This is a genomic window from Ruegeria sp. HKCCD6426, from assembly GCF_057221115.1.
Map to the genome: position 1 here is coordinate 153115 of NZ_JBWVBF010000006.1, position 20911 is coordinate 174025.

Sequence of the window (20911 nt, forward strand, 5' to 3'; positions counted from 1 at the left end):
GATTACCTCTAAAGCCCGACAAGGATCGACGGTAGCCAGGTGGCGGCTGCCGGAAAGAGAAGTAGTACGACCAGCACCAGCATTTGTGCCGCGACAAAGGGCAGAACCCCGCGATACATCTGCCCATAGGTCATGCTGCGCGGCGCGATGGAACGCAGGTAGAAGATAGACGGCGCCATTGGTGGGGTCAGATACGAGGTCTGGATCACCACCAGCACCAGCATGGCAAACCAGATCGGGTCGATCCCTGCGCTTTTGACGATGGGGGAGAAGATCGGGATGAAGATCAGCACGATCGACACCCAGTCCAGAACGAATCCGGCAAAGAACACCACCAGCAGGAAAAAGGCGATCACGCCGGCATTGCCAAATCCGACCGCAGCGACCGTGTCGCGGACAAGGTTGCCGCCTCCTGTCACTGCGAAAATGCTGGTGAACATGGTTCCTCCCGCGACGATTAGCATGATCATCGAGGTGACGCGCAAGGTGACCCCGAGCGAATCCAGCAGCAGCTTGAAGTCGAGCTCGCGGAACAGCAGCGTCAGAACGATGGTGCCCGCTGCTCCGACGGCCGCGGCCTCGGTGGCGGACGCAGCACCCGCCAGCAGTGAGCCCAAGACCATTACGATCAGCGCCAACGGCGGCAACATGGCTGTCACGGTAATCCGCAATTTCTGCGGCAGCGGCACCGCGCGTTCAGCAGCCTGCAACGGGGGTGCATCCTGCGGCGACCGCGTGCTGCGCAGCAAAACATAGCCTACGAAGAACACCACCATCAGGGTTCCCGGCAGGATCGAGGCGGCGAACAGTTGTCCGATGGAAAGCTGGGCGATGGACGCATAAACGACCACGATCACCGAGGGCGGAATGATCGTTCCCAGCGACCCGCCCGCACAGATCGTCCCGGCGATCAGGTCGTTCTTGTAGCGCGCCTTGGTCATTGCCGGAATCGCCATCAGGCCGACGACGATCTCGACCGCACCGACAACGCCCGAAGCAGCGGCGAAAATCGCGCACATGGCAATGGTCGACAGGGCCAAACCGCCGGGCAGCCCGCCCAGCCAGAGCTGCAGCGCCTGAAACAGGCGCCTGGCGATGCCGGAGCGTTCCAGCACCGCGCCCATGAAGATGAACAGCGGGATCGCGGCCAGAACGAAGTTCGACGCGGTGTGCAGCAACGGGCCGTAAAGCTGCAGGAAAATCAGGTCTCCGAACACCGCATAGCCGAACCCAACGGCCACGATGATCAGCGAGAACGCAACCGGGATGCCGGAAAACACCAGCACGAAAAGGGCAGCGAACATCAGAAGGGGGATCATGTATCAGATCTCCAGCTCTTGAATTTCGGATTCGGTATCACCGGGAATTCGTTCTCCCAGCAGGTATTTCAGGGCCTCGACGGCGAATTGCAGGGCAAAGGCCAGCAGCCCGATGGCGATCGCCGCGTAAAACGGCCAGACCAGCGGCGCCCAAGGGCTGACGCTTTCAACCTCGCCCGTGGCGAACGCCTTGATTGCCTTGGAGCCGGAGACCCAGGCGAAGGCCAGCCCGATCGGGAACATCACCAGCAGATAGACCAGACCGTTCAGGACCTGCTGTACCCGCGCCGGTAGTTTCTGTGACAGGAAGTCGATGCGCACATGGGCGTCGTTACGCAGGGAATAGGCTGAGCCCAAAAGGAATATGGACCCGTTAAGCATGTAGGAGATGTCAAAGGCCCAGAGCGTCGGCGCACCGAACGCATACCGCGCGATCACTTCGTAGAGCATGGCGACGATCAGCGCGAAAATGGCCAGCCGACCAATACCGCCAAGGATCGTCGAAAAACCCTCGATGCTGTTCCTGATTAAAGTCATGACGCCCTCCGGTACGGGATGGCGGGCAGACGCCGGCCACCCCGATTGCCTTGTGTTAGTTAGCGCTGTCGCGCACCAGGTAGCCTGAGTTCTCGGCCCAGTTCGCCTGATAGGTCAGGTAGCTATCCAGAACGGTCTGCATGCGCGGGTTGCCGGCATCTGACAGCTCTTTCGCCTTGGCCCGCGCCCAGTTGCGGCCAGCCTCGCGGATCTTTTCGGATTCGGCGCGCTCCATCAGCACCAATTCGACCTTGGTGTCGCGGTACTTTGCCATCGCCGTGATGTCGCTGTCGCCAAAGTGGGTGTAGCTTTCATAAGTGCTGAGCTTGGCGGCGGCCTCGATCAGGTTTTGCAGATCTTCCGGCAGCGCGTCCCAGGTTTCCTGCTTGACGAAGACTTCCCACAGGAAGGATGGCTGATGCACGCCGGGCATGATCATGTAGGGGGCCACTTCGTGGAAGCCTTCGGTGATGTTTGCACCCGGTGTCGACCATTCGATTGCGTCAACGCCCTTGCGTTGCAGCAAGGTGTAGATCTCGTTGCCCGGAACCACGGTGGGGACCCCGCCGAACTCCTCCTGCAGCACGGCGGCAAAGGCTCCGGAGGTTCGGTATTTCACGTTGTTCAGGTCCGCGACGGTTTCGATCTTGACGTTGGAATGCGCCATGATCTCGGAGGTGCCGATGCCAACCACGAGGCTGTGCAGTCCCATTTCAGCGCTGCGGAATTCCTGCAGAAGCTCTTCGCCGCCGCCCTCATAGACCCAGTGCAGGGTCGCCTCGGGCGACATGCCGCCGGGGAAGCTGGCAAAGATCGCATTGGTCGGGTCCTGGTTCACCAGGTAGGAGGGCGTAGAGTGACCGGCTTCGACGATTCCGTCCTGCACGACCTCGAACGCTTTAAACGCAGGGGCCAGAACCCCGGCACCAAAGGGCTGGATCTCGACCCGGCCCTGGCTGATCGTTCCGACATTGTCGGCAAAGCGCTGCATGAAGTTCTCGTACAGGAAAGAGCCTTCGCCAATGGCAGCGGTCATTTTCCATTCCACCTCTGCGGACAGGACAGGTCCTGAGACAGCGGTGGCGAGAGCCGCCGCGGCAATTGTTGAAAAAAGTTTCATTTTCTTCCTCTGTTTTGGATATGACGGACCGACCCGGTCACTGGAAAACATATCGAAGGGGTGACCCGGTTTGGCCGGGTTCTGTGGTTTCTTCAGGGAACGATGCCGTTCCTGAATGGATCACGATCACCGAAAATCAGTTTGCTTTCGGCCATCACGAAGGCCTGCCCGGTGATCGACGGGATCACACCGCCATTTGGACCAAGCTGGTAAGACAGGCGATAAGGGCTGCCGATCACGCTTTGCTGCACGATCTCTTCGCCTGGTGTCAGCTTGCCGTCCGCTGCCAAGCACGCCAGCCGTGCCGAACTGCCTGTGCCACAGGGCGAGCGATCATAGGTGTCATCAGGGCACAGCACGAAATTCCTGCTATGTACCGCGGCATCGCCGGATGCATCCTGAAAGATCACGTGATCCACGGGCTCGCCGTTCTCACCGCCCAAGCCCGCTGCGATAGCTGTCTCGCGCACGGCGATGGCGGCATCGATGAGGCTCTGGATGTTGCCGGGCTTCACCGGGATCGGGCTGGGATCAACGATGAAAAACCAGTTGCCGCCATAGGCCACGTCACCGGTCACGATGCCAAGCTCGTCGACGTCAATGGAGGCCGCGCCTAGAACCCGGCGGCATTCGACATTGGTCACGGTCACGGTGGCCGCGTCGGTCAGTTCTATCGTGACCACTCCGGCAGGGGTATCAATGCGCTGCCGGCCGACATCAATCCGGCCCAGATGCGCCAGCGTCACGGCCAACCCGATCGTGCCGTGACCGCACATCCGCAGGACCGCTTTCGCATCAAAGAAAATCACACCGGCGGCGCAATCCTCACCCTGCGGCTCGACCAGTAGGGCGCCGACCATGCCGGGCTGCCCGCGCGGTTCCAACAGGACGGATTTCCAGAACCCTTCATGCTCCTCCGCCAGTCGGCGGGCGCGTTCGGCCAATGACCCCGACCCGAGGTCGGGTCCCCCGTCGAGGATCACCCGCGTGGGCATGCCACCGGTATGGCTGTCGATCACATGCATTCAGCGATGATCCCACCCTGCGCGGACCAATCGGCGAACCAAGCGCGGAACAGCGCGTATTGCTGTTCGCAATAGTTGCGCTGTGCGTCTGTCAGGGCATCACTTTCGTTGAAATGCAGGCGGTATTCTTCTTCACCGTTCAGCACCAGCAGGTACTTGTAGTAGAGGACCAGGTCCGTGCCTTCATCGAAACTGGCCAGAACGCCAAAGGCTTCCTCCAGCTCACGCGCCCGCATACGGGCTTCGGCGTGACCGGCGGCGGCCTTCTGAGACAAGGCTGCCAGCAGCAGGGCTTCCTTGGGCAGGGCCGTGCCTATACCGGTGATCGAGCCTGTCGCTCCGCAATTGACAAACCCGTGATAGACTTCGGTATCGACGCCGACCATCAGCGTAACCTGATTGTCCTTCGAGGTGATGTGTTCGGCGGCGTAGCGCAGATCGCTCTTGCCGCCGAATTCCTTGAACCCGATCAGGTTCGGGTGTTCAGCGCGCAGCGCCAGGAACAGGTCGGCGCGGGTAGCAAAGCCGTATACGGGGCTGTTGTAGATGATCGCGGGGACATCAGGGGCTGCCCTGAGGATGGCTTTGAAGTGGTTCTTCTGCGCTGTGGGCGAGGACCCGCGCGACAGCACACGGGGGATGACCATCAGGCCGGCAGCGCCGATCTTTTGTGCATGGGCCGCGTGGGCAACGGCCGATTTCGAGTTGATCGCACCAGTGCCGACCACAACCGGAAGACCGGCGGCGACAAGTCGTTCCACGCCCTCCATGCGCTCGGCATCGGTTAGCAGCGGCCAGTCACCCATCGAGCCGCAGTAGACAACGGCGGACATGCCGGCCTCGATCATTTCGCTGCCCTTTTTCACAAGGGCGTCATAATCCGGTGTGCGGTCGGCCATGCAGGGGGTCATGAGCGCCGGCATGGTGCCGGTAAAGATGTTCGTGATCATTGTTCAGGTCCTTTGAATCTAAGTGCGGGCCGCGGGATCAGCGCACGTTGGCCAGGAATTTGCGGGTATGTTCGGATTGCGCCTCGCCGAAGATTTGTGCGGGCGGGCCGATCTCTTCCATCACGCCCTGATGGAAGAAGGCCACCCGGTCGGAAACATCGCGGGCAAAGCCCATCTCGTGGGTGACGCAGATCATCGTCATACCTTCCTCGGCCAGCATTCGCATGGTCTCGAGCACTTCGCCAACCAGTTCCGGGTCCAGCGCCGAAGTGGCCTCGTCGAACAGCATGTATTCCGGCTCCATCGCCAGCGCGCGGGCAATGGCAAGCCGCTGCTGCTGGCCGCCGGAAAGGGCCGAGGGATAGACATCCAGTTTTTCGCCCAATCCCACATGGCCCAGTTGCCGGGCCGCAATTCCAAGCGCTTCGGCCTTGGTCTTGCCCTTGACGATACGCGGGGCAAGCGCGACGTTTTCCAGAGCGGTCAGGTGCGGAAAGCTGTTCCATTGCTGGAACACCATGCCCAGCTTTTGGCGCAGCTTGTTGATGTCCGTGCCTTTGGCGTGGACGTCGGTTTCATCGACGACCACATGCCCGCTCTGGATCGGCTCCAGCCCGTTGATACAATAGAGCAGGGTGGATTTGCCTGAGCCGGACGCGCCGATAACCGAGAGAACCTCGCCTTTCTCGACGTCCAGATTGATACCTTTCAGCACGTGCAGCGCGCCGAAATATTTATGCAGGTCACGAATTTCGATCATTGGGCCCACTTTCTTTCAAGCGTCGCGGCATAGCGCGAAATGGGGAAGCTGAGTGCGAAGTAGAACGCACCGGCCAGAGAGAGGATGAGGAAGGGTTCCTGAGTGCGCGTGATCAGGATCTGGCTGGCTTTCAGGAGTTCGACATAGCCCAGAACCGAGACCAGCGCGCTGTCCTTCATCACGCCGAGCGCCACGCCGACCCAGGCCGGGAACACCGCGCGGCCACCGATCGGCAGCACCACATATCGTAGATCCTGCCAGTAGCTCATGCCGAGGCTGCGCGCGGCGCGGCGCATTGGGGTGCCGACGGCTTCGATGCCGCCGCGGGCCACGTTGGCAACGAGAGCTGCGGTATAGATCGTCAGGATCACCACGCCAGAGGCAAACGGGTCGAGGTTCAGCCCGACGATAGGGGCGAAGTTGTAGAACAGCACCAGCTGGATGATCAGTGGCACCGAACGGAACACGTCGAGGATCGGTGCAACGGTCAGGGTCGCAGTCAGTTTGCCTTCGTAGAGGATCCAGCCGAAAACGGCCCCCAGAACGGTGCCGATCGAGATCGACAGGACGGAAATCCAGAGTGTGCGCAGTGCGGCCTCGCCCAGAAACCACAGGTCATTGATGTTGAAGCCGCTGAAAAAGCTGACAGAGGGTTCCATTTGAGCTTCCTCAGTAGCGGAACAGCCGGGCCGCCATCAGGCGTGAGGCTATAAGGATGATTTTGACGATCACGTAGTAGATGACTGCGGTGACCGCGAAATATTCGAAGATGCGGAAGGTGCGGCTGGCGAAGAACTGGGTCTCGCCCGAAAGCTCGCGGAAGCCCACCAGCATGCCCAGCGAGGACATCAGCACGGCCCAGACCATCTGGTTTGTAATCGGGTGATAGACGATACGGAACACCTGCGGGATCACGATGCGGGTGTAGGCCTGCCATGCGGTCATGCCGAGCGAGCGCGACGCGCGCAGCTGGGTTTCCGGCACCGCCTGAAAGCCGCCGCGGAAGTTTTCGGCGAGATACCCGGCGCAGTTGAAGGTCAGACCTGCCAGCACGATCATGTAGGGCGACAGGTGCAGTCCGAACGCGCCTAGACCGAAGCCGAAAAAGAACAGCTGGAACAGGGCGGGCGTGTTGCGGGCCAGTTCGACCCAGGTCGAAGCGAACCAGTAGAGCGGTCCCTTTAGATGCAGCCGGGTCAGCGCCAGGCACAGGCCGATGATGATGCCCAGGATCATTGCCAGCACTGCCACCTGAAGCGTCAGAAAGGCCGCATCTATCAGGTCTGGCAGGCTCTTAAGTACTGGCCGCCAGTGGAAGTTATAGTCGAACATGAGTTCTGTTCCCGTAGCCCCCGCTCGACAGGCGAGCAGGGGCAGGTTCCGTGAGTGGGTTAGATCAGTACATCACGCCGGGGATGCGCAGTTCGGGCGCTTCGCCGCCGACATACTTGCCCCAGAGCTCGGCGTAGCGACCCGAACGCGCCTGATGGGTGACGAACAGGTTGAGGAAGTTCAGCCACGTTACGTCCTCACGCTTGCCGACGACCGAGGTATAGTCGGTGGTCCAGGGCATACGCGGCCCGGCATCGACGGTGTCATACTGCTGAGTGATCGGCAGCACGGCGGTGTTGGTGGTGATGCCAATGTCGGCCTTGCCCTGCGCCACGGCCAGGAACACTTCATTCTCGGACTGGTAGCCCTGATAGTTGCCTTCCTCGCCCCATTCTGCCGCGATCTTCAGCCATTCCTGTTCCGGTACGGTGCCGATGGCGGCGGCAACGCGTTTGCCGCGGATGTCCTCAAAGCTTTCGATGCCGCTGTCTTTGTTCACCACACCCTGGGCGTAGTATATTGCGTAGGGAATGGTGAAGCCGACCGTGCGGGCGCGGGCCAGGCTGTCCGAGGTGGCGCCGAACACCACGTCTGCACGCCCGGTGACGATCACCGGCAGACGTTCGGCCCAGGTTACCGGCAGGATTTCGGGCTCGACTTCAAGTGCCGCGGCCAGATCGTTGCAGTAGTCAACGTCAAAACCGGCAGGTTCGTTGTTTGCATCGCGATACCCGATTGGTGGGAAGTCCAGAACAACGCCACAGCGCAGGGTGCCGCGGTCTACAACGTCGTCCAGCGTGTCAGCCAGTGCGGGGATGGCCGCAAATGTGGTGAAGGCCGCGGCAGCGGCGAGTTTCTTGAGCATGGTTTCCTCCCGAAAAAAGATGATGTACCGTGCTATAGGTCATTTTGTATCCAAAATCCAATATAAAAAATAGAAACGCACAGCATTGAGTGATCTTCGCGGAAAGAAGAATTGACTAAGACGTTGTAAAAGGGGGGAAATCGACTGAGGTGAGAGTAAGTGTGCTGCTAGCCGAATAGTGCCCGGCTGGTTGTGGTAATCCAAATTTGGGTCCGAATCCCCCGGAATTGAGCACCTCGCGGCCGCTCATTTTTCCCGAATTTCTCTTACGAGTCGCGTGCTGCGCTACGGAGTTCCAAGGGGGTATGCCTTCGTGGTTCCACGCGGGGCGCGAAAAACTCAACAAACAGAGTTTCCTCGCAAGTGTCAGAAATCAAACAACTTTACGGAAAGTGGTGCTTAATCTGAGGTGCGTCGCATGGGTGCTTTTGGTATTGGTCCCGGTTTCGAGCGCTTGACTGGCAACGCGCGATGCGGATATTGTATCCAATATATGAACCCACACGTTCATACGCCTGACCGTTCGGCGAGTGGGGACATTCTTAAGAAGCGAACGGGTCCACTTGGGAGGAAATAATGAAATTCACAATGGCAGTGGCAACTGCGGCGATCGCGTTTTCGGCGACGACGGCATTAGCCGGCAATCTGGTATATTGCTCGGAAGGATCGCCCGAGGGGTTTGATCCCGCGCTGTTTACAGCGGGAACGACTTTTGATGCTTCTTCGCATCCGATCTACAACCGGTTGCTCGAATTCGAAACCGGTACAACCAACGTCGTTCCCGGTCTGGCAGAAAGCGTCGAAGCCAGCGATGACGGACTGGAATACACTTTCTCTCTGCGCAAGGGCGTCAAGTTTCATTCCAACGACGATTTCACCCCCAGCCGCGACTTCAACGCGGATGACGTCGTCTTTTCCTTCGCACGTCAGCAGGACGAGGCGCACCCCTACCATTCAGTGTCCGGCGGTACCTGGGAATACTTTCAGGGCATGGGGATGCCCGGCCTGATCAAGTCGGTGGAAAAGATCGACGACTACACTGTGAAGTTCACGCTGACCAAGCCCGAAGCACCATTCGTCGCCAACTTGGCCATGGATTTTGCTTCGATCGTTTCAGCGGAATACGGGCAGGCGATGCTGGATGCCGGCACGCCCGAAAAGGTGAACACGGCACCGATCGGCACCGGTCCGTTTGAATTCGTTGCTTATCAGAAAGATGCCGTGATCCGCTACAAGGCCAATGCCGAGTATTGGAAGGCACCGGCCGAGATCGACAACCTGATCTTTGCGATCACGCCTGACGCCTCCGTTCGCTACCAGAAGCTGAAAGCGGGCGAATGCCACGTCATGCCGTATCCGAACCCGGCTGACATTCAGGCAATGACGGATGATCCTGACATCAACATGATGGAGCAGGAAGGACTGAATGTCGGGTATCTTGCCTACAACACCACCATCGCGCCCTTTGACAATCCGAAGGTCCGCAAGGCTCTTAACATGGCGATCGACAAGCAGTCGATCGTCGACGTCGTGTTCCAGGGGTCCGGGCAGGCTGCCAAGAACCCAATACCGCCGACAATGTGGAGCTACAACGACTCTATCGTGGATGATCCCTATGATCCCGAAGCGGCCAAGGCAGCGCTAGAAGCCGAAGGTGTCAGCGACCTGAGAATGAAAATCTGGGCAATGCCCGTTCAGCGACCCTATAACCCGAACGCCCGTCGTATGGCCGAGCTCATCCAGGCGGACTTCGCCAAGGTCGGCGTGGGTGTCGAGATTGTCTCCTACGAATGGGGCGAATACCTGTCCCGCTCTAAGGCGATGGACCGTGACGGCGCCGTGCTCCTGGGATGGACCGGTGACAACGGCGACCCGGACAACTTCCTGGCCGTTCTGCTGGGTTGCGACGGTCGCGAGGCTTCCAACCGCGCCCAATGGTGCCACCAGCCGTTCGAGGACCTTATCCTGAAGGCAAAGCAGATTACCGATCAGGCAGAACGGACCAAGCTCTATGAAGAGGCGCAGACCATCTTCAAAGAGCAGGCACCCTGGGCCACCATCGCACACTCGGTCGTCTTCATGCCGATGCGCAATGAAGTGAAGGGCTACAAGGTGCATCCTCTGGGTGGCCACATCTTCTACGGCGTAAGCGTCGAATAACCCTCCCCTCCCTGCCGGGGCTACCGTGTTCGCATGTGTGGCCCCGGACCTTTGTTGAATACGAGGCGCTGATGTCTTCTCTTTCCGAATACCGCCAGGTGGCCCGCGCGCTTTCCGTGGACGCCGTGGCGCTTGTGCCGGGGCCGAACTTCAACCGGGCCTTCGGCAAACCCTTCATGAGCCACGAGCGCCCGTTTCTTGTCATCCTCCCCGCCGACGGAGAGCCCGCCGCCATCGTGCCGAACCTCGAACTGGGCAGCTGGGCGTTGGTGGATTTTGATGGCGCGGTTTTTGACTGGCGTGATCAGGATGGATACGAGGCTGCTTTTGATGCGCTGGCCGGGCACCAGAAGCTGAACTCGCTGGCCGTCGAAGGGCAGGTGATGCGCGTCTTCGTGCATCACGCGCTGAAAAAGGCGATGCCGGATCTGAAGATCATCGACGCAGAAAAGGAAATATCGGGCCTTCGCGCCATCAAGACCGAGCAGGATATCACGGCGATTCAAATGGCGATCAACATTTCTGAACGCGCCTTGCTCCGGGTGCTGGATGGGGTCCGCATCGGACAATCCGAGAAACAGGTCGAACAAGCACTGATCCAGGCACTGTTTGCCGAAGGGGCGGACGACCAGGCGTTTTATCCCATCGTGGCGGCCGGCGATAACAGCGCCCGACCCCATGCCAAGGCCCGTAGCAATTATGAGATCCGCGACGGTGACGCCTTGCTGTTCGACTTCGGCGCGCGCAAGGACGGATTTGCCGCCGACATCACGCGAACCGTTTTTGTGGGAAGTGTCTCGGACGAGGGTCGGGCCGTCTATGAAACCGTTCTTGCCGCCAACCTGAAAGGGTTCGAGGTAGCGCGCCCCGGCGTGACGGCCCATGACATCGACGACGCGGTGACGAGCGTGCTTGAAAACTCGCCCTATGCCGACCGTATCCGGACCAAAACCGGTCACGGACTCGGGCGCGAAGTTCACGAAGCGCCCTATATCATGCGCGGCAACGACGAGGTTATGCAGGCCGGGATGGTTTGGACCAACGAACCGGGACTCTATAAGCTTGGCAAGTTCGGCGTACGCATCGAGGATGACGTTCTGGTCACCGAGAACGGATGCCGGTCCCTGACCGCGTTCCCGAAAGACCTGATGGTTGTGGCGCGCTGATGACACGCTTTATTCTGACCAGGCTCGGGACCTTCATTCCGACCTTCATCGGCGTCACGCTGATTTCCTTCATGTTCATCCGCGTCCTGCCAGGTGATCCGATCATTGTCATGGCCGGAGAGCGCGGAATGACCGATGAACGCTATCAGGAGATGGTCAAGAAACTGGGCTTCGACAAGCCGGTGCTACAGCAATATTGGGATTACCTTGTCGGCGTTCTCCAGGGCGATCTCGGGGAATCCTTCATTACCAAAAAACCGGTCTGGGACGAGTTTTTCGCGTTGTTCCCTGCGACGCTCGAACTGTCCATCTGCGCGATGATCTTCGCAATCATGCTTGGACTGCCAGCCGGTGTGATCGCGTCGGTCAATCGCGGAAAGTTCTTCGATCGTGCGCTGATGTCCTCTGCGTTGGTGGGGTATTCGATGCCTATTTTCTGGTGGGCGCTTCTGCTGATCATCGTGTTTTCCGGCAACCTGGGCTGGACCCCGGTGTCGGGCCGGATCGACCTGCTGTACTTTTTTGAACCCGTCACCGGTTTCATGCTGATCGACAGCGTGCTTTCAGGGCAGGAGGGGGCGTTCAAATCTGCAGTGCGCCACCTGATCCTGCCGACGATCGTCCTGGGCACCATCCCGCTGGCGGTGATTGCGCGGCAAACCCGCTCGGCCATGCTGGAAGTTCTCGGCGAAGACTATATCCGCACAGCCCGCGCCAAAGGGCTTTCTCCAACGCGGATTAATGGAGTTCATGCACTGCGCAATGCGTTGATACCCGTTGTCACCGTGATCGGCCTCAGCGTCGGCACGCTGCTGGCCGGTGCCATCCTGACCGAAACGATTTTCAGCTGGCCGGGCATTGGCAAGTGGATGGTCGACAGCATTTTCCGCCGGGATTATCCGGTCGTTCAGGGCGGTTTGCTGATGATTGCGGTCATTGTGATGATCGTGAACCTCACCGTCGACATGCTTTATGGCGCCATCAATCCCAAAATCCGGAGGCGGTCATGACCAGCCAAGCGGCAAGCCCACTGCAGACCAGCGGCCAGTCGCCCGCGCGCCCCAGCGCATTGCGCGAGTTCTGGTACTACTTCAGCGAAAACCGCGGGGCGGTAATTGGTCTGTGGTTCTTTGCGGCCTTCACCTTTCTTGCAGCCTTCGGACCGCTCATCGCGCCCTATGACCCGACCGAGCAGTTCCGGGATCACATCCTGCAACCGCCAGCCTGGCAGGAGGGCGGCAGCTGGGCCTTCCCGCTGGGGACTGATCCGCTGGGCCGCGACATGCTTTCGCGTCTGATCAACGGCGCGCGGTATTCCTTCTTTGTCGGGATCGTGGTTGTCGTTGTTGCGGCTTCGGGGGGCATCATTATCGGATTGCTGTCCGGCTTTGCGCCGAAAATGATCGACACCATCATCATGCGTGTGATGGACATCATCCTGTCCTTTCCGTCGCTTCTGCTTGCATTGGTTCTGGTCGCCATTCTCGGCCCTTCCCTGACAAATGCGATGATTGCCATCGCGATTGTGTTCCAGCCCCATTACGTGCGCCTGACCCGTGCTTCAGTTCTGGCGGAACGGCAGAAGGACTATGTGACTTCGGCGCGTGTGGCCGGTGCCGGAAAGGCACGGCTGATGTTTATATCTGTCCTGCCAAATTGCTTGGCACCGATCATCGTGCAGGCGGCGCTCAGCTTTTCGACCGCCATCCTCGATGCGGCAGCGCTTGGGTTTCTGGGGATGGGTGCCCAGCCGCCGACGCCGGAATGGGGCACGATGCTGGCCGAAGCCCGTGAATTTATCCTCCGCGCTTGGTGGGTCGTGACCTTCCCCGGCCTAGCAATCCTGGTCACGGTGCTGGCAATCAACCTGATGGGCGACGGGTTGCGCGATGCGCTTGACCCGAAGTTGAAGCGGAGCTGAAGACATGAACCTGTTACGTATCCGCAATCTCTCGGTCGATTTTGCCACGGCCGCCGGCAAGTTCCGGGCCGTGGACGGCGTGGACCTGACCGTGGACCGCGGCGATATTCTGGCCATCGTTGGGGAAAGCGGCTCTGGCAAGTCCGTCTCGATGCTGGCGCTCATGGGGTTGTTGCCCTGGACAGCGACGATCACCGCGGATGAGATGAGTTTCGAAGGCCGTGACCTGAAGACCATTTCGCCCCGACACCGACGAGAAATCATTGGCAAGGATCTCTCGATGATCTTCCAGGAGCCGATGTCGTCGCTGAATCCGTGTTTCACCGTCGGTTACCAGATTAAGGAGGCGCTGCGCATCCATCTGGGTCTCGACCGGGCCGCGCGCCAAGGGCGTGCCATCGAGTTGTTCGAACAAGTCGGGATCCCCGCCCCCGAAAGCCGGCTCAGGGTCTTTCCGCACCAGATGTCCGGCGGCATGAACCAGCGGGTGATGATTGCCATGGCCATCGCTTGTCAGCCCAAGCTGTTGATCGCCGACGAACCGACTACGGCGCTGGATGTCACGATTCAGGCGCAAATTCTCGACCTTCTGGTGTCCCTGCGCGACGAGTTCGAGATGGGCCTGGTGCTGATCACCCACGACATGGGGGTGGTTGCCGAAACCGCCGAGCGGGTCTGCGTGCAATACGCCGGCCAAAGAGCTGAGGAACAGCCGGTTCGGGATCTGTTCGAGCACCCATTTCACCCGTATACGTCGGCGTTGCTCAGCGCGTTACCGGAACGCGCAACAAGCAAACTGCTGCCAACGATCCCCGGCGTCGTGCCCGGCCAGTTCGACCGCCCCAACGGATGCCTTTTTGCGCCGCGCTGCCAGTTCGCGGACGAAAAATGCCTCAAGACACCCCCTGCACCCTGCGGCCCTGAGGCAGGTCGGGCACGGTGCCATTATCCGCTCGCCAATGTCCAGGGAGATGCACGATGAAAGCTCCGATTGTCCGGGCCAGGAACCTGGCCCGCCATTATAACCTAGGCGGAGGATTGTTCGGCAGGGCCAAGACCGTGCGGGCCCTGTCCAACGTCGATTTCGAAATGTCACCGGGCAAGACCCTTGCCGTTGTTGGGGAATCCGGATGCGGAAAGTCCACGCTTGCCCGGCTGGTCACGATGATCGAAGAGCCGACCAACGGAACCCTAGAAATCAACGGTGCCGAAGTGACCCCGCGACACTGGGCGGGGCTGCGAAGTTCCGTGCAGATTGTGTTTCAGGACCCCTACGGGTCGCTCAATCCGCGCCAACGGATCGGTTACATCCTTCAGGAACCGCTGATCATCAACAACCCCGAGCTTTCGGCCCTGGACCGTGAAGAGCGGGCGCGGCAGATGATCGAACTCGTCGGTTTGCGCGCCGAGCATTACGACCGCTATCCGCACATGTTCTCGGGCGGGCAGCGTCAGCGCATTTCGATCGCGCGCGCCCTTATGCTGAATCCCAGGGTTCTGGTGCTGGACGAGCCGGTTTCGGCGCTCGACCTGTCCATTCAAAGCCAGATCCTCAACCTGCTGGTTGAATTGCAGGATCGGCTGGGTCTAGCCTATCTGTTCATCTCGCACGACCTGTCCGTTGTGAAGCATTTCGCCGACGAGGTGATCGTGATGTATCTGGGGCGCGCGGTTGAACGCGGCAGCAAGGAAACCCTTTTTGCTGCGCCCCGTCATCCCTATACCAAGGCGCTTCTGTCTACGACTCCGCACGCCGATCCAACGGCAACCAAGGAGCGGATCAAGCTCGAAGGAGAATTACCCTCGCCGATGGACGACCTCAAAGGTTGCGCCTTCGCCCCGCGCTGCTGGAAGGTCACCAGCCGCTGCCGGACGGACTTCCCTGAACTTGATGACAATCCTCACGCGGTTGCCTGTTTTCATCCTGTGAGTGATACCTGAACCGCGTCTCTTAATGGCGTTCAGGGTAGGGTGTAGGCCCGACGGCATTGCCAAGTTGTTCCCCGCGATGGTCTGGTCTAATCGATGCGGATGAAGATACCGACGACCATGCCGCGCCTGAAAGGCTTCCGTTTCCCTCGCGAAATCATCGCCTACGCGGTTTGGTTATATCACCGGTTCGCACTAAGCACGGCTGACGTTGAGGACCTGCTCGCAGAGCGCGGCGGGCAGTCAGTCGTGAAAGTGTCCGGCAATGGATCAATCGTTTCGGTTGCCATTTCGCCGATTGCATTAGGTGCGACCGGCCTGCGGCTGCCGACAATTGGCACCTGGACGAGGTTGTCATCTCTATGGGTGGTGAAAGCTATTGGCTCTGGCGGGCGGTTGATGCCAATGGCAGCGTGCTAGATTTCCTGGTGCAAAGGTAACGCAATGCGAAAGCCGCCAGGCGTCCTCTAAACCGACTGATCGACCGGTTCGGCGAACCGCGTGTCATCGTCACCGACAACCTACGCAGTTACGTCAAACCGATTAGAGAACTATGTCCGACCGCTGACCACCGAGCGCACAAGCGGTTGAATAATCGCGTTGAAGGATCGCACCGGCCGACCCGAAAACGCGAAAAACTAATGGGCCGCTTCAAATCTCCGAGGCAGGCCCAGTGGTTCCTTTCCGCTCACGACCAGATCAACATCATGTTCCGACCCTGCCGCTATCACCTCCCCGCTATCTCCTACCGCCACGCTCGATCGGATGCACACGATCTTTGGAATGGCTATGCCCTTGAGTTAACCTCCTGAACGCGCCGTCCACAGCGCTTTTCAACCGTTCTCAAACAACTTGGCAATGCCCCAGCGTTCCTTCGATATGCAGATGAAGCTCTGCCTTGGGCAGATTATCGATCAACGCTTGTGCGAGGTTTAGCATTTCGAAGCAGCTCCCAATTTACCTTTCTGCAAAGGTATTTTTGAGTTGAGTGCACCACGAAAGGACAAACATGGCGGACCGAGTCCCGATTCAGATGCTTCTTCAACGTATCAAGGTCGACTGGCCGGAAGCGTTTTCTTCGGAAACCGACATCATACTTTCAGTGATCCGTTTGCATGAACTGATTAGGGCGAGGACTGAAGAAGCGTTGATTGAGTTCGACCTTATGCATTCAGCGTTTGGGGTATTGGTTGCGCTTCGGGCTCAGCCGAATCCGCGCCGACTTACGCCATCCGAGCTTTGCGGCTCCGCTCGCCTGACCACGGGTGGTACGGCCAACATCCTTATCGAACTAGAACGGCGAAACCTGATACTTCGTTCGCCAAATCCGAAAGACGGACGCAGCAAGATCGTGAAATTGACGGAAGTCGGCAAACGGTTGATTGAGCGCGCAATGAAAAGCGTTATGGAAAAGGACAAAATGCACTTTGAAGGATTTCACGAGTCGACTGAGACCGGGAAACTGCGGGATGTGTTCTTGTCGATGATGATAACGGTCGAAGCATAGTCTCGGCCCCTACGACGTGTTGACAAAAGGGATTCAAATCCGGCGAAAGACATGATTCAAGCTGGCATCTATGATGGAGACCAGCTTGGCACGAGACCTGGGGTCAGAATGCATTTTTTTTCACTGCGCAGCGTGATTCACCGCTCGAAAACGGAGCGGGGTATTGCCAAGTTATTGACTGGGTTTGATAAAGGTATGTCAGCCCATGAATTTTCCAATTGATATGCAGCGCCTTAAGGGTTTCCGCTACCCGCGTGAGATCATTGCGTACGCTGTTTGGGCCTACCATCGATTAGCGTTGAGCACGGCTGATGTTGAAGACCTGTTGGCAGCGCGGTGTGTGATTGTCAGCCGGGAAGCGATCCGGCTGTGGATCGATCGCTTTGGTCGACACTTTGCAGATTGCATTAGGCGGGATCGTCCACGGCCGAACGACAAGTGCACATGGACGAAGTCGTGATCATCACACGTGGCAAGAAACACTGGCTGTGGCGTGCGATCGACGCCAATGGTGACGTTCTTGATATTCTTGTTCAAGCCCGCAGAAATGCCAAAGCGGCAAAAGCCATTTTCAAAATACTGGTTGCCAAGTACGGCGAGCCGAGAGTGGTCATCACCGACAAATTACGTAGCTTTACAAACCGATCCATGCACTGGCCGCAGGCGCTGACCATCGCGCCCGTAAAGGCCTAAACAACGCGATCGAGGTCTCGCACCGGCCGACCCGAAAGCGATAGAAAATATTTGGCCGGTTCAAATCTCACCGGCAGGCTCAGAGGTTTCTATCCGCACATGACCTGATCAACCTGGTCTGCCGCCCTGGCCGCTATCAACTCACCGCAACATCATACCGCCACGCCCGCAACGAAGCGTTTAGCCTCTGGGTCGATTACACTGCTGAAATGTCGACATGATCCAACCATTGCCAATGAAGAACAATCTGACGCCAACAACTTGGTAGAACCCATGTGTAGGTTTAAGTCATTCAGATCCGCTTCGGCCAAGCTTGATGGGATCGAAGTCGCCAATAGGATTCGGAAAGGTCAGCTCACGCCCGGAATCTGTCGGTTTCAGCGGTTCGCGGAACTGGCTGCATAACCAGCTAGCTCGGCGTGAGCTCTTCGGTCAGTAAGAAACTTTGCAACAAAACCTTCCGATACTCCGTAGGTCCGTCACTACTGCTTTAGATGTAGACTACGCAGCGCCAGGCTCACTTAGCACAAAGATGGAAAAAACTCGCAGCCTACAAAGTTTCGGTTCTGATTGCCGATTGACAACTGTGTTTTCAACGGCGGCGTGAATAACCTTACGCATTATTTCCTGAAGAAACTGCGCGCAAAGAGCTGTCTTCTGATAGCGCTAGGTTTAGCGCAAGCGAAACTGGCTATGCTATCAATATGGGATGCGCGTTCGACTAATGAATTGGCGCAAAGCGAACCGTGAACGCACCACTCGTAATCCCGGTAACCGCATTAGTTTTGTCTGTAGGAACGTCTCAAACTCTTCAAGGCTTTCAACCGCAATTTCCAACAAGAAATCCTGTGCGCCGGTCATCAACGTTCCAGTTACCACTTCGTCAAACAGCGCGACCTGGCGCTGGAAGTCGGCCACTTTTTCGGCGTCCTGCCTCTCCAATTCGACCGAGACAAAAGCTGTGATTGGAAAGCCTGCCGTTTTACGGTCAATTCGGGCGCTGTAGCCCGAAATCAATCCAGATTCCTCAAGGCGCGCCAACCGGCGTTTGCAAGGCGTGGCGGACAGGCCAATGCGTTCCGAAAGTTGGACCAATGACATGCGTCCATCCTCTTGCAGCGCGCGAAGAATCTCTCGATCTGCTTGATCAGTAGCGTAAGGCACCATGAATCCCTATTTTTGTAGTGAATCCCACTAAGATTGTTTTAAAGTACCTTAGAAAAGCGGTTTTTCAACCCATTACTGGACCATAGGCTGGAAGTGATGATCCTGACGGATCGAATTGACGACACTCCTGCCATGCAAACGAATGGTGAAACCATGCCTCTCATCATCACGGAAGAAACCCCACCGCCCGGATATGAACGTCTGATCTTTGCCGAGGATTCCAACAACGGGTTGCAGGCTTACATCTGCTTGCATTCGACAGTTTGCGGCCCGGCGGCGGGTGGCTGTCGAATGTGGGCTTACGACAGTCGGGAGGCTGCGCGCGAGGACGTGCTGCGACTGGCACGCGGCATGACAGCCAAGAACGTCATGGCTGGGCTCGGGCTGGGCGGTGGCAAATCGGTGATCATCGGCAATGCCCGCGAAGACAAAACTCCGGCAATGCTGCGCGCATTTGGCCGCGTGGTCGATGCGCTGGAGGGGCAGTATTATACGGCCGAAGATGTTGGGTTCTCGCCCGAAGACATTCGGATTGTAGCTGAGGAAACGGAATTTGCGGTTGGCCTCGAAGGGGGCGAGCATGGCAGCGGCGACCCGTCACCCTTTACCGCCGAAGGGGTATTCCAATGCCTGAAGGTTGGCGCACACGACGTGTTCGGCAGCGACGATCTGACCGGGCGTCGTGTGCTGATTCAGGGTCTGGGCCACGTAGGCATGAGCCTGGCGGAAAAACTGTATGCTGCGGGTGCGTCGCTGATCGTGTCGGACATAAATCAGGCCGCGCTGGATTTGGCCCGCGACCGGCTGCGTGCGGATATCTGCCCCGTGGATCAGGTCTTTGACGCACAGATGGACATTTTCGCACCTTGTGCTCTGGGTGGTATACTGACGCATGAAAGCGCGCAGAAACTGTCGGCGCGGCTGGTCTGTGGCGCGGCCAACAACCAATTGGCTGAAGACGACGTTGCCGAGACCCTTCGCGCACGCGGAATTCGCTATCTGCCAGATTACGTAGTTAATGCAGGCGGCATCATCAGCGTGGCAGGTGAAATCCACAAGGCCGGTGAGACATATCGCCAGTCCAGGCTCAAGGAGATCGCGACGCGTATTGCCGAAATCCTGGAAACCTCGAAACGCACCGGCCAATCGACCACACGGGTCGCCGATCAGATTGTCGGTGACATTCTGGACCGTGCACGTGGCCATCAACAGGAGGGGGCAGCATGAGCGATACAACCAAACCGCTTTCGCTTAACGTACCTGAGCCGGGCTGCCGACCAGGCGATACGCCTGATTTTTCGGACTTCGAGATCCCCCGCGCTGGTGAGGTCCTGCGCCCGCCGGTCGACGTGGCAGCGGATGACATTCGTGACATGGCTTTTTCGATTGTTCGGGTTCTGAACAAAGAGGGACAGGCCGTCGGTGAATGGGCAGGGGCACTGACGCCGGATGAGCTGCGTACCGGCTTGCGCCATATGCTGACCCTGCGCGCCTTTGACAAGCGTATGCTGATGGCGCAACGCCAGGGCAAGACAAGTTTCTATATGCAGCATCTGGGCGAAGAGGCGATCAGCTGTGCATTCGCGCGTGCGTTGCAACCCGGTGATATGAACTTCCCGACATATCGTCAGGCCGGCCTTCTGGTCGCGGTGGATTATCCGATGCTGACGATGATGAACCAAATCTATTCCAATGCCGATGACCCGCTGCACGGGCGGCAATTGCCAATCATGTATACCTCGAAAGAACACGGCTTCTTTTCGATCTCGGGTAATCTGGGCACGCAATTCGTGCAATCGGTTGGTTGGGCTATGGCCTCGGCCATTTCGGGGGACACCAAGATTGCCGCTGGCTGGATCGGCGACGGTTCAACCGCGGAAAGCGATTTTCACGCGGCGATGGTGTTTGCCTCCACTTATAAAGCGCCGGTGGTGCTGAACATCGTCAACAACCAATGGGCTATCTCGACCTTTCAGGGGATCGCCCGGGGCGGTGTCGGTACATTTGCCGCGCGCGGCCATGGGTTCGGCATCCCTTCTCTTCGCGTCGATGGTAACGACTATCTGGCCGTTCATGCGGTCGCCAAATGGGCCGCCGAACGCGCGCGTCGCGGGCTGGGCCCGACCTTGATTGAATATGTGACCTACCGCGCGGGCGGGCATTCTTCGTCTGACGATCCCTCGGCCTACCGCTCGGGTGAGGAAGCCAGCGCCTGGCCGCTGGGCGATCCGATAGAACGCCTGAAACAGCATCTGATCACGATCGGCGAATGGTCAGAAGAACGCCATACACAGGCCGAGGCCGAAATTATGGATGGGGTCATAGCAACGCAGAAACAGGCCGAGAGCGTCGGCACCCTGGGCGACGGTAAGGCACCATCGCCCCGCGACATGTTCGAAGGTGTCTATGAAACGATGCCACCGCATCTGATCCGGCAACGCCAGCAAGCGGGGTATTAAG

19 protein-coding genes and 2 pseudogenes are annotated in these 20911 nt (G+C 58.6%); 11 read left to right on the forward strand and 10 right to left on the reverse strand.

Annotated elements, in window-relative coordinates:
• Positions 1-8: 8 nt before the first annotated feature.
• The 9 genes from AC2TDA_RS17500 to AC2TDA_RS17540 all read right to left on the reverse strand — a co-directional run bounded on the left by AC2TDA_RS17500 (position 9) and on the right by AC2TDA_RS17540 (position 7908).
• Positions 9-1319: a TRAP transporter large permease gene (locus AC2TDA_RS17500; protein WP_480880016.1), complete on the reverse strand. Its 1311-nt coding sequence runs from the start codon at positions 1317-1319 to the stop codon at positions 9-11.
• 3 nt (positions 1320-1322) lie between these two features.
• Positions 1323-1856: a TRAP transporter small permease subunit gene (locus AC2TDA_RS17505; RefSeq protein ID WP_480880019.1), complete on the reverse strand. Its 534-nt coding sequence runs from the start codon at positions 1854-1856 to the stop codon at positions 1323-1325.
• Between the two features lie 55 nt (positions 1857-1911).
• On the reverse strand, positions 1912-2892 hold the full coding sequence (gene dctP, locus AC2TDA_RS17510) for a TRAP transporter substrate-binding protein DctP (protein WP_480880020.1): 981 nt from the start codon (positions 2890-2892) through the stop codon (positions 1912-1914).
• 176 nt (positions 2893-3068) lie between these two features.
• Positions 3069-4001, reverse strand: coding sequence for a 4-hydroxyproline epimerase (locus tag AC2TDA_RS17515; RefSeq protein WP_480880021.1), 933 nt, complete (start codon positions 3999-4001; stop codon positions 3069-3071).
• Positions 3992-4951 (reverse strand): dihydrodipicolinate synthase family protein, encoded by a 960-nt coding sequence (locus tag AC2TDA_RS17520; RefSeq protein WP_480880023.1) that lies wholly within the window; start codon positions 4949-4951, stop codon positions 3992-3994. The genes AC2TDA_RS17515 and AC2TDA_RS17520 overlap by 10 nt, the downstream gene beginning before the upstream one ends.
• Positions 4952-4988: 37 nt before the next feature.
• On the reverse strand, positions 4989-5711 hold the full coding sequence (locus tag AC2TDA_RS17525) for an amino acid ABC transporter ATP-binding protein (RefSeq protein WP_480849679.1): 723 nt from the start codon (positions 5709-5711) through the stop codon (positions 4989-4991).
• Entirely contained in the window at positions 5708-6370 is a 663-nt protein-coding gene (locus AC2TDA_RS17530; RefSeq protein WP_480849677.1) for an amino acid ABC transporter permease, read from the reverse strand. The genes AC2TDA_RS17525 and AC2TDA_RS17530 overlap by 4 nt, the downstream gene beginning before the upstream one ends.
• A gap of 10 nt (positions 6371-6380) precedes the next feature.
• Entirely contained in the window at positions 6381-7043 is a 663-nt protein-coding gene (locus tag AC2TDA_RS17535; RefSeq protein WP_480849675.1) for an amino acid ABC transporter permease, read from the reverse strand.
• Positions 7044-7107: 64 nt separating this feature from the next.
• Complete coding sequence (locus tag AC2TDA_RS17540; protein ID WP_480849673.1) at positions 7108-7908, reverse strand: transporter substrate-binding domain-containing protein; 801 nt, start codon at positions 7906-7908, stop codon at positions 7108-7110.
• A 576-nt stretch (positions 7909-8484) separates the two neighbouring features.
• Here AC2TDA_RS17540 and AC2TDA_RS17545 point away from each other — a divergent pair.
• From AC2TDA_RS17545 to AC2TDA_RS17585, 9 genes and pseudogenes are all read left to right on the forward strand, one after another.
• The gene (locus AC2TDA_RS17545) at positions 8485-10068 is read left to right on the forward strand and encodes an ABC transporter substrate-binding protein (RefSeq protein WP_480880024.1); all 1584 of its coding nucleotides are present in this window, start codon (positions 8485-8487) and stop codon (positions 10066-10068) included.
• 71 nt (positions 10069-10139) lie between these two features.
• Positions 10140-11234: a M24 family metallopeptidase gene (locus AC2TDA_RS17550; protein WP_480880025.1), complete on the forward strand. Its 1095-nt coding sequence runs from the start codon at positions 10140-10142 to the stop codon at positions 11232-11234.
• Positions 11234-12244 (forward strand): ABC transporter permease subunit, encoded by a 1011-nt coding sequence (locus AC2TDA_RS17555; protein WP_480880027.1) that lies wholly within the window; start codon positions 11234-11236, stop codon positions 12242-12244. Before AC2TDA_RS17550 ends, AC2TDA_RS17555 begins: the two co-directional genes overlap by 1 nt.
• Positions 12241-13155: an ABC transporter permease subunit gene (locus tag AC2TDA_RS17560; protein WP_480849665.1), complete on the forward strand. Its 915-nt coding sequence runs from the start codon at positions 12241-12243 to the stop codon at positions 13153-13155. Before AC2TDA_RS17555 ends, AC2TDA_RS17560 begins: the two co-directional genes overlap by 4 nt.
• A gap of 4 nt (positions 13156-13159) precedes the next feature.
• Positions 13160-14137, forward strand: coding sequence for an ABC transporter ATP-binding protein (locus tag AC2TDA_RS17565; protein ID WP_480880028.1), 978 nt, complete (start codon positions 13160-13162; stop codon positions 14135-14137).
• Positions 14134-15096 carry a dipeptide ABC transporter ATP-binding protein gene (locus AC2TDA_RS17570; RefSeq protein WP_480880030.1) on the forward strand — a complete coding sequence of 321 codons (963 nt, stop codon included), beginning with the start codon at positions 14134-14136 and terminating at the stop codon, positions 15094-15096. The genes AC2TDA_RS17565 and AC2TDA_RS17570 overlap by 4 nt, the downstream gene beginning before the upstream one ends.
• A gap of 90 nt (positions 15097-15186) precedes the next feature.
• Positions 15187-15896: pseudogene (locus AC2TDA_RS17575) on the forward strand (IS6 family transposase).
• 197 nt (positions 15897-16093) lie between these two features.
• Positions 16094-16591, forward strand: coding sequence for a MarR family winged helix-turn-helix transcriptional regulator (locus tag AC2TDA_RS17580; RefSeq protein WP_480880031.1), 498 nt, complete (start codon positions 16094-16096; stop codon positions 16589-16591).
• A 205-nt stretch (positions 16592-16796) separates the two neighbouring features.
• Positions 16797-17505, forward strand: a pseudogene (locus AC2TDA_RS17585) (IS6 family transposase).
• A gap of 478 nt (positions 17506-17983) precedes the next feature.
• Here AC2TDA_RS17585 and AC2TDA_RS17590 read toward each other — a convergent pair.
• The gene (locus AC2TDA_RS17590; RefSeq protein ID WP_480849657.1) at positions 17984-18451 is read right to left on the reverse strand and encodes an Lrp/AsnC family transcriptional regulator; all 468 of its coding nucleotides are present in this window, start codon (positions 18449-18451) and stop codon (positions 17984-17986) included.
• A gap of 96 nt (positions 18452-18547) precedes the next feature.
• Between AC2TDA_RS17590 and AC2TDA_RS17595 the strand changes: the two genes are divergently transcribed.
• Positions 18548-19678 (forward strand): Leu/Phe/Val dehydrogenase, encoded by a 1131-nt coding sequence (locus tag AC2TDA_RS17595; protein WP_480880032.1) that lies wholly within the window; start codon positions 18548-18550, stop codon positions 19676-19678.
• Positions 19675-20910, forward strand: a complete 1236-nt coding sequence (locus AC2TDA_RS17600; protein WP_480880033.1) for a thiamine pyrophosphate-dependent enzyme — start codon at positions 19675-19677, stop codon at positions 20908-20910. The genes AC2TDA_RS17595 and AC2TDA_RS17600 overlap by 4 nt, the downstream gene beginning before the upstream one ends.
• Position 20911: the final 1 nt, after the last annotated feature.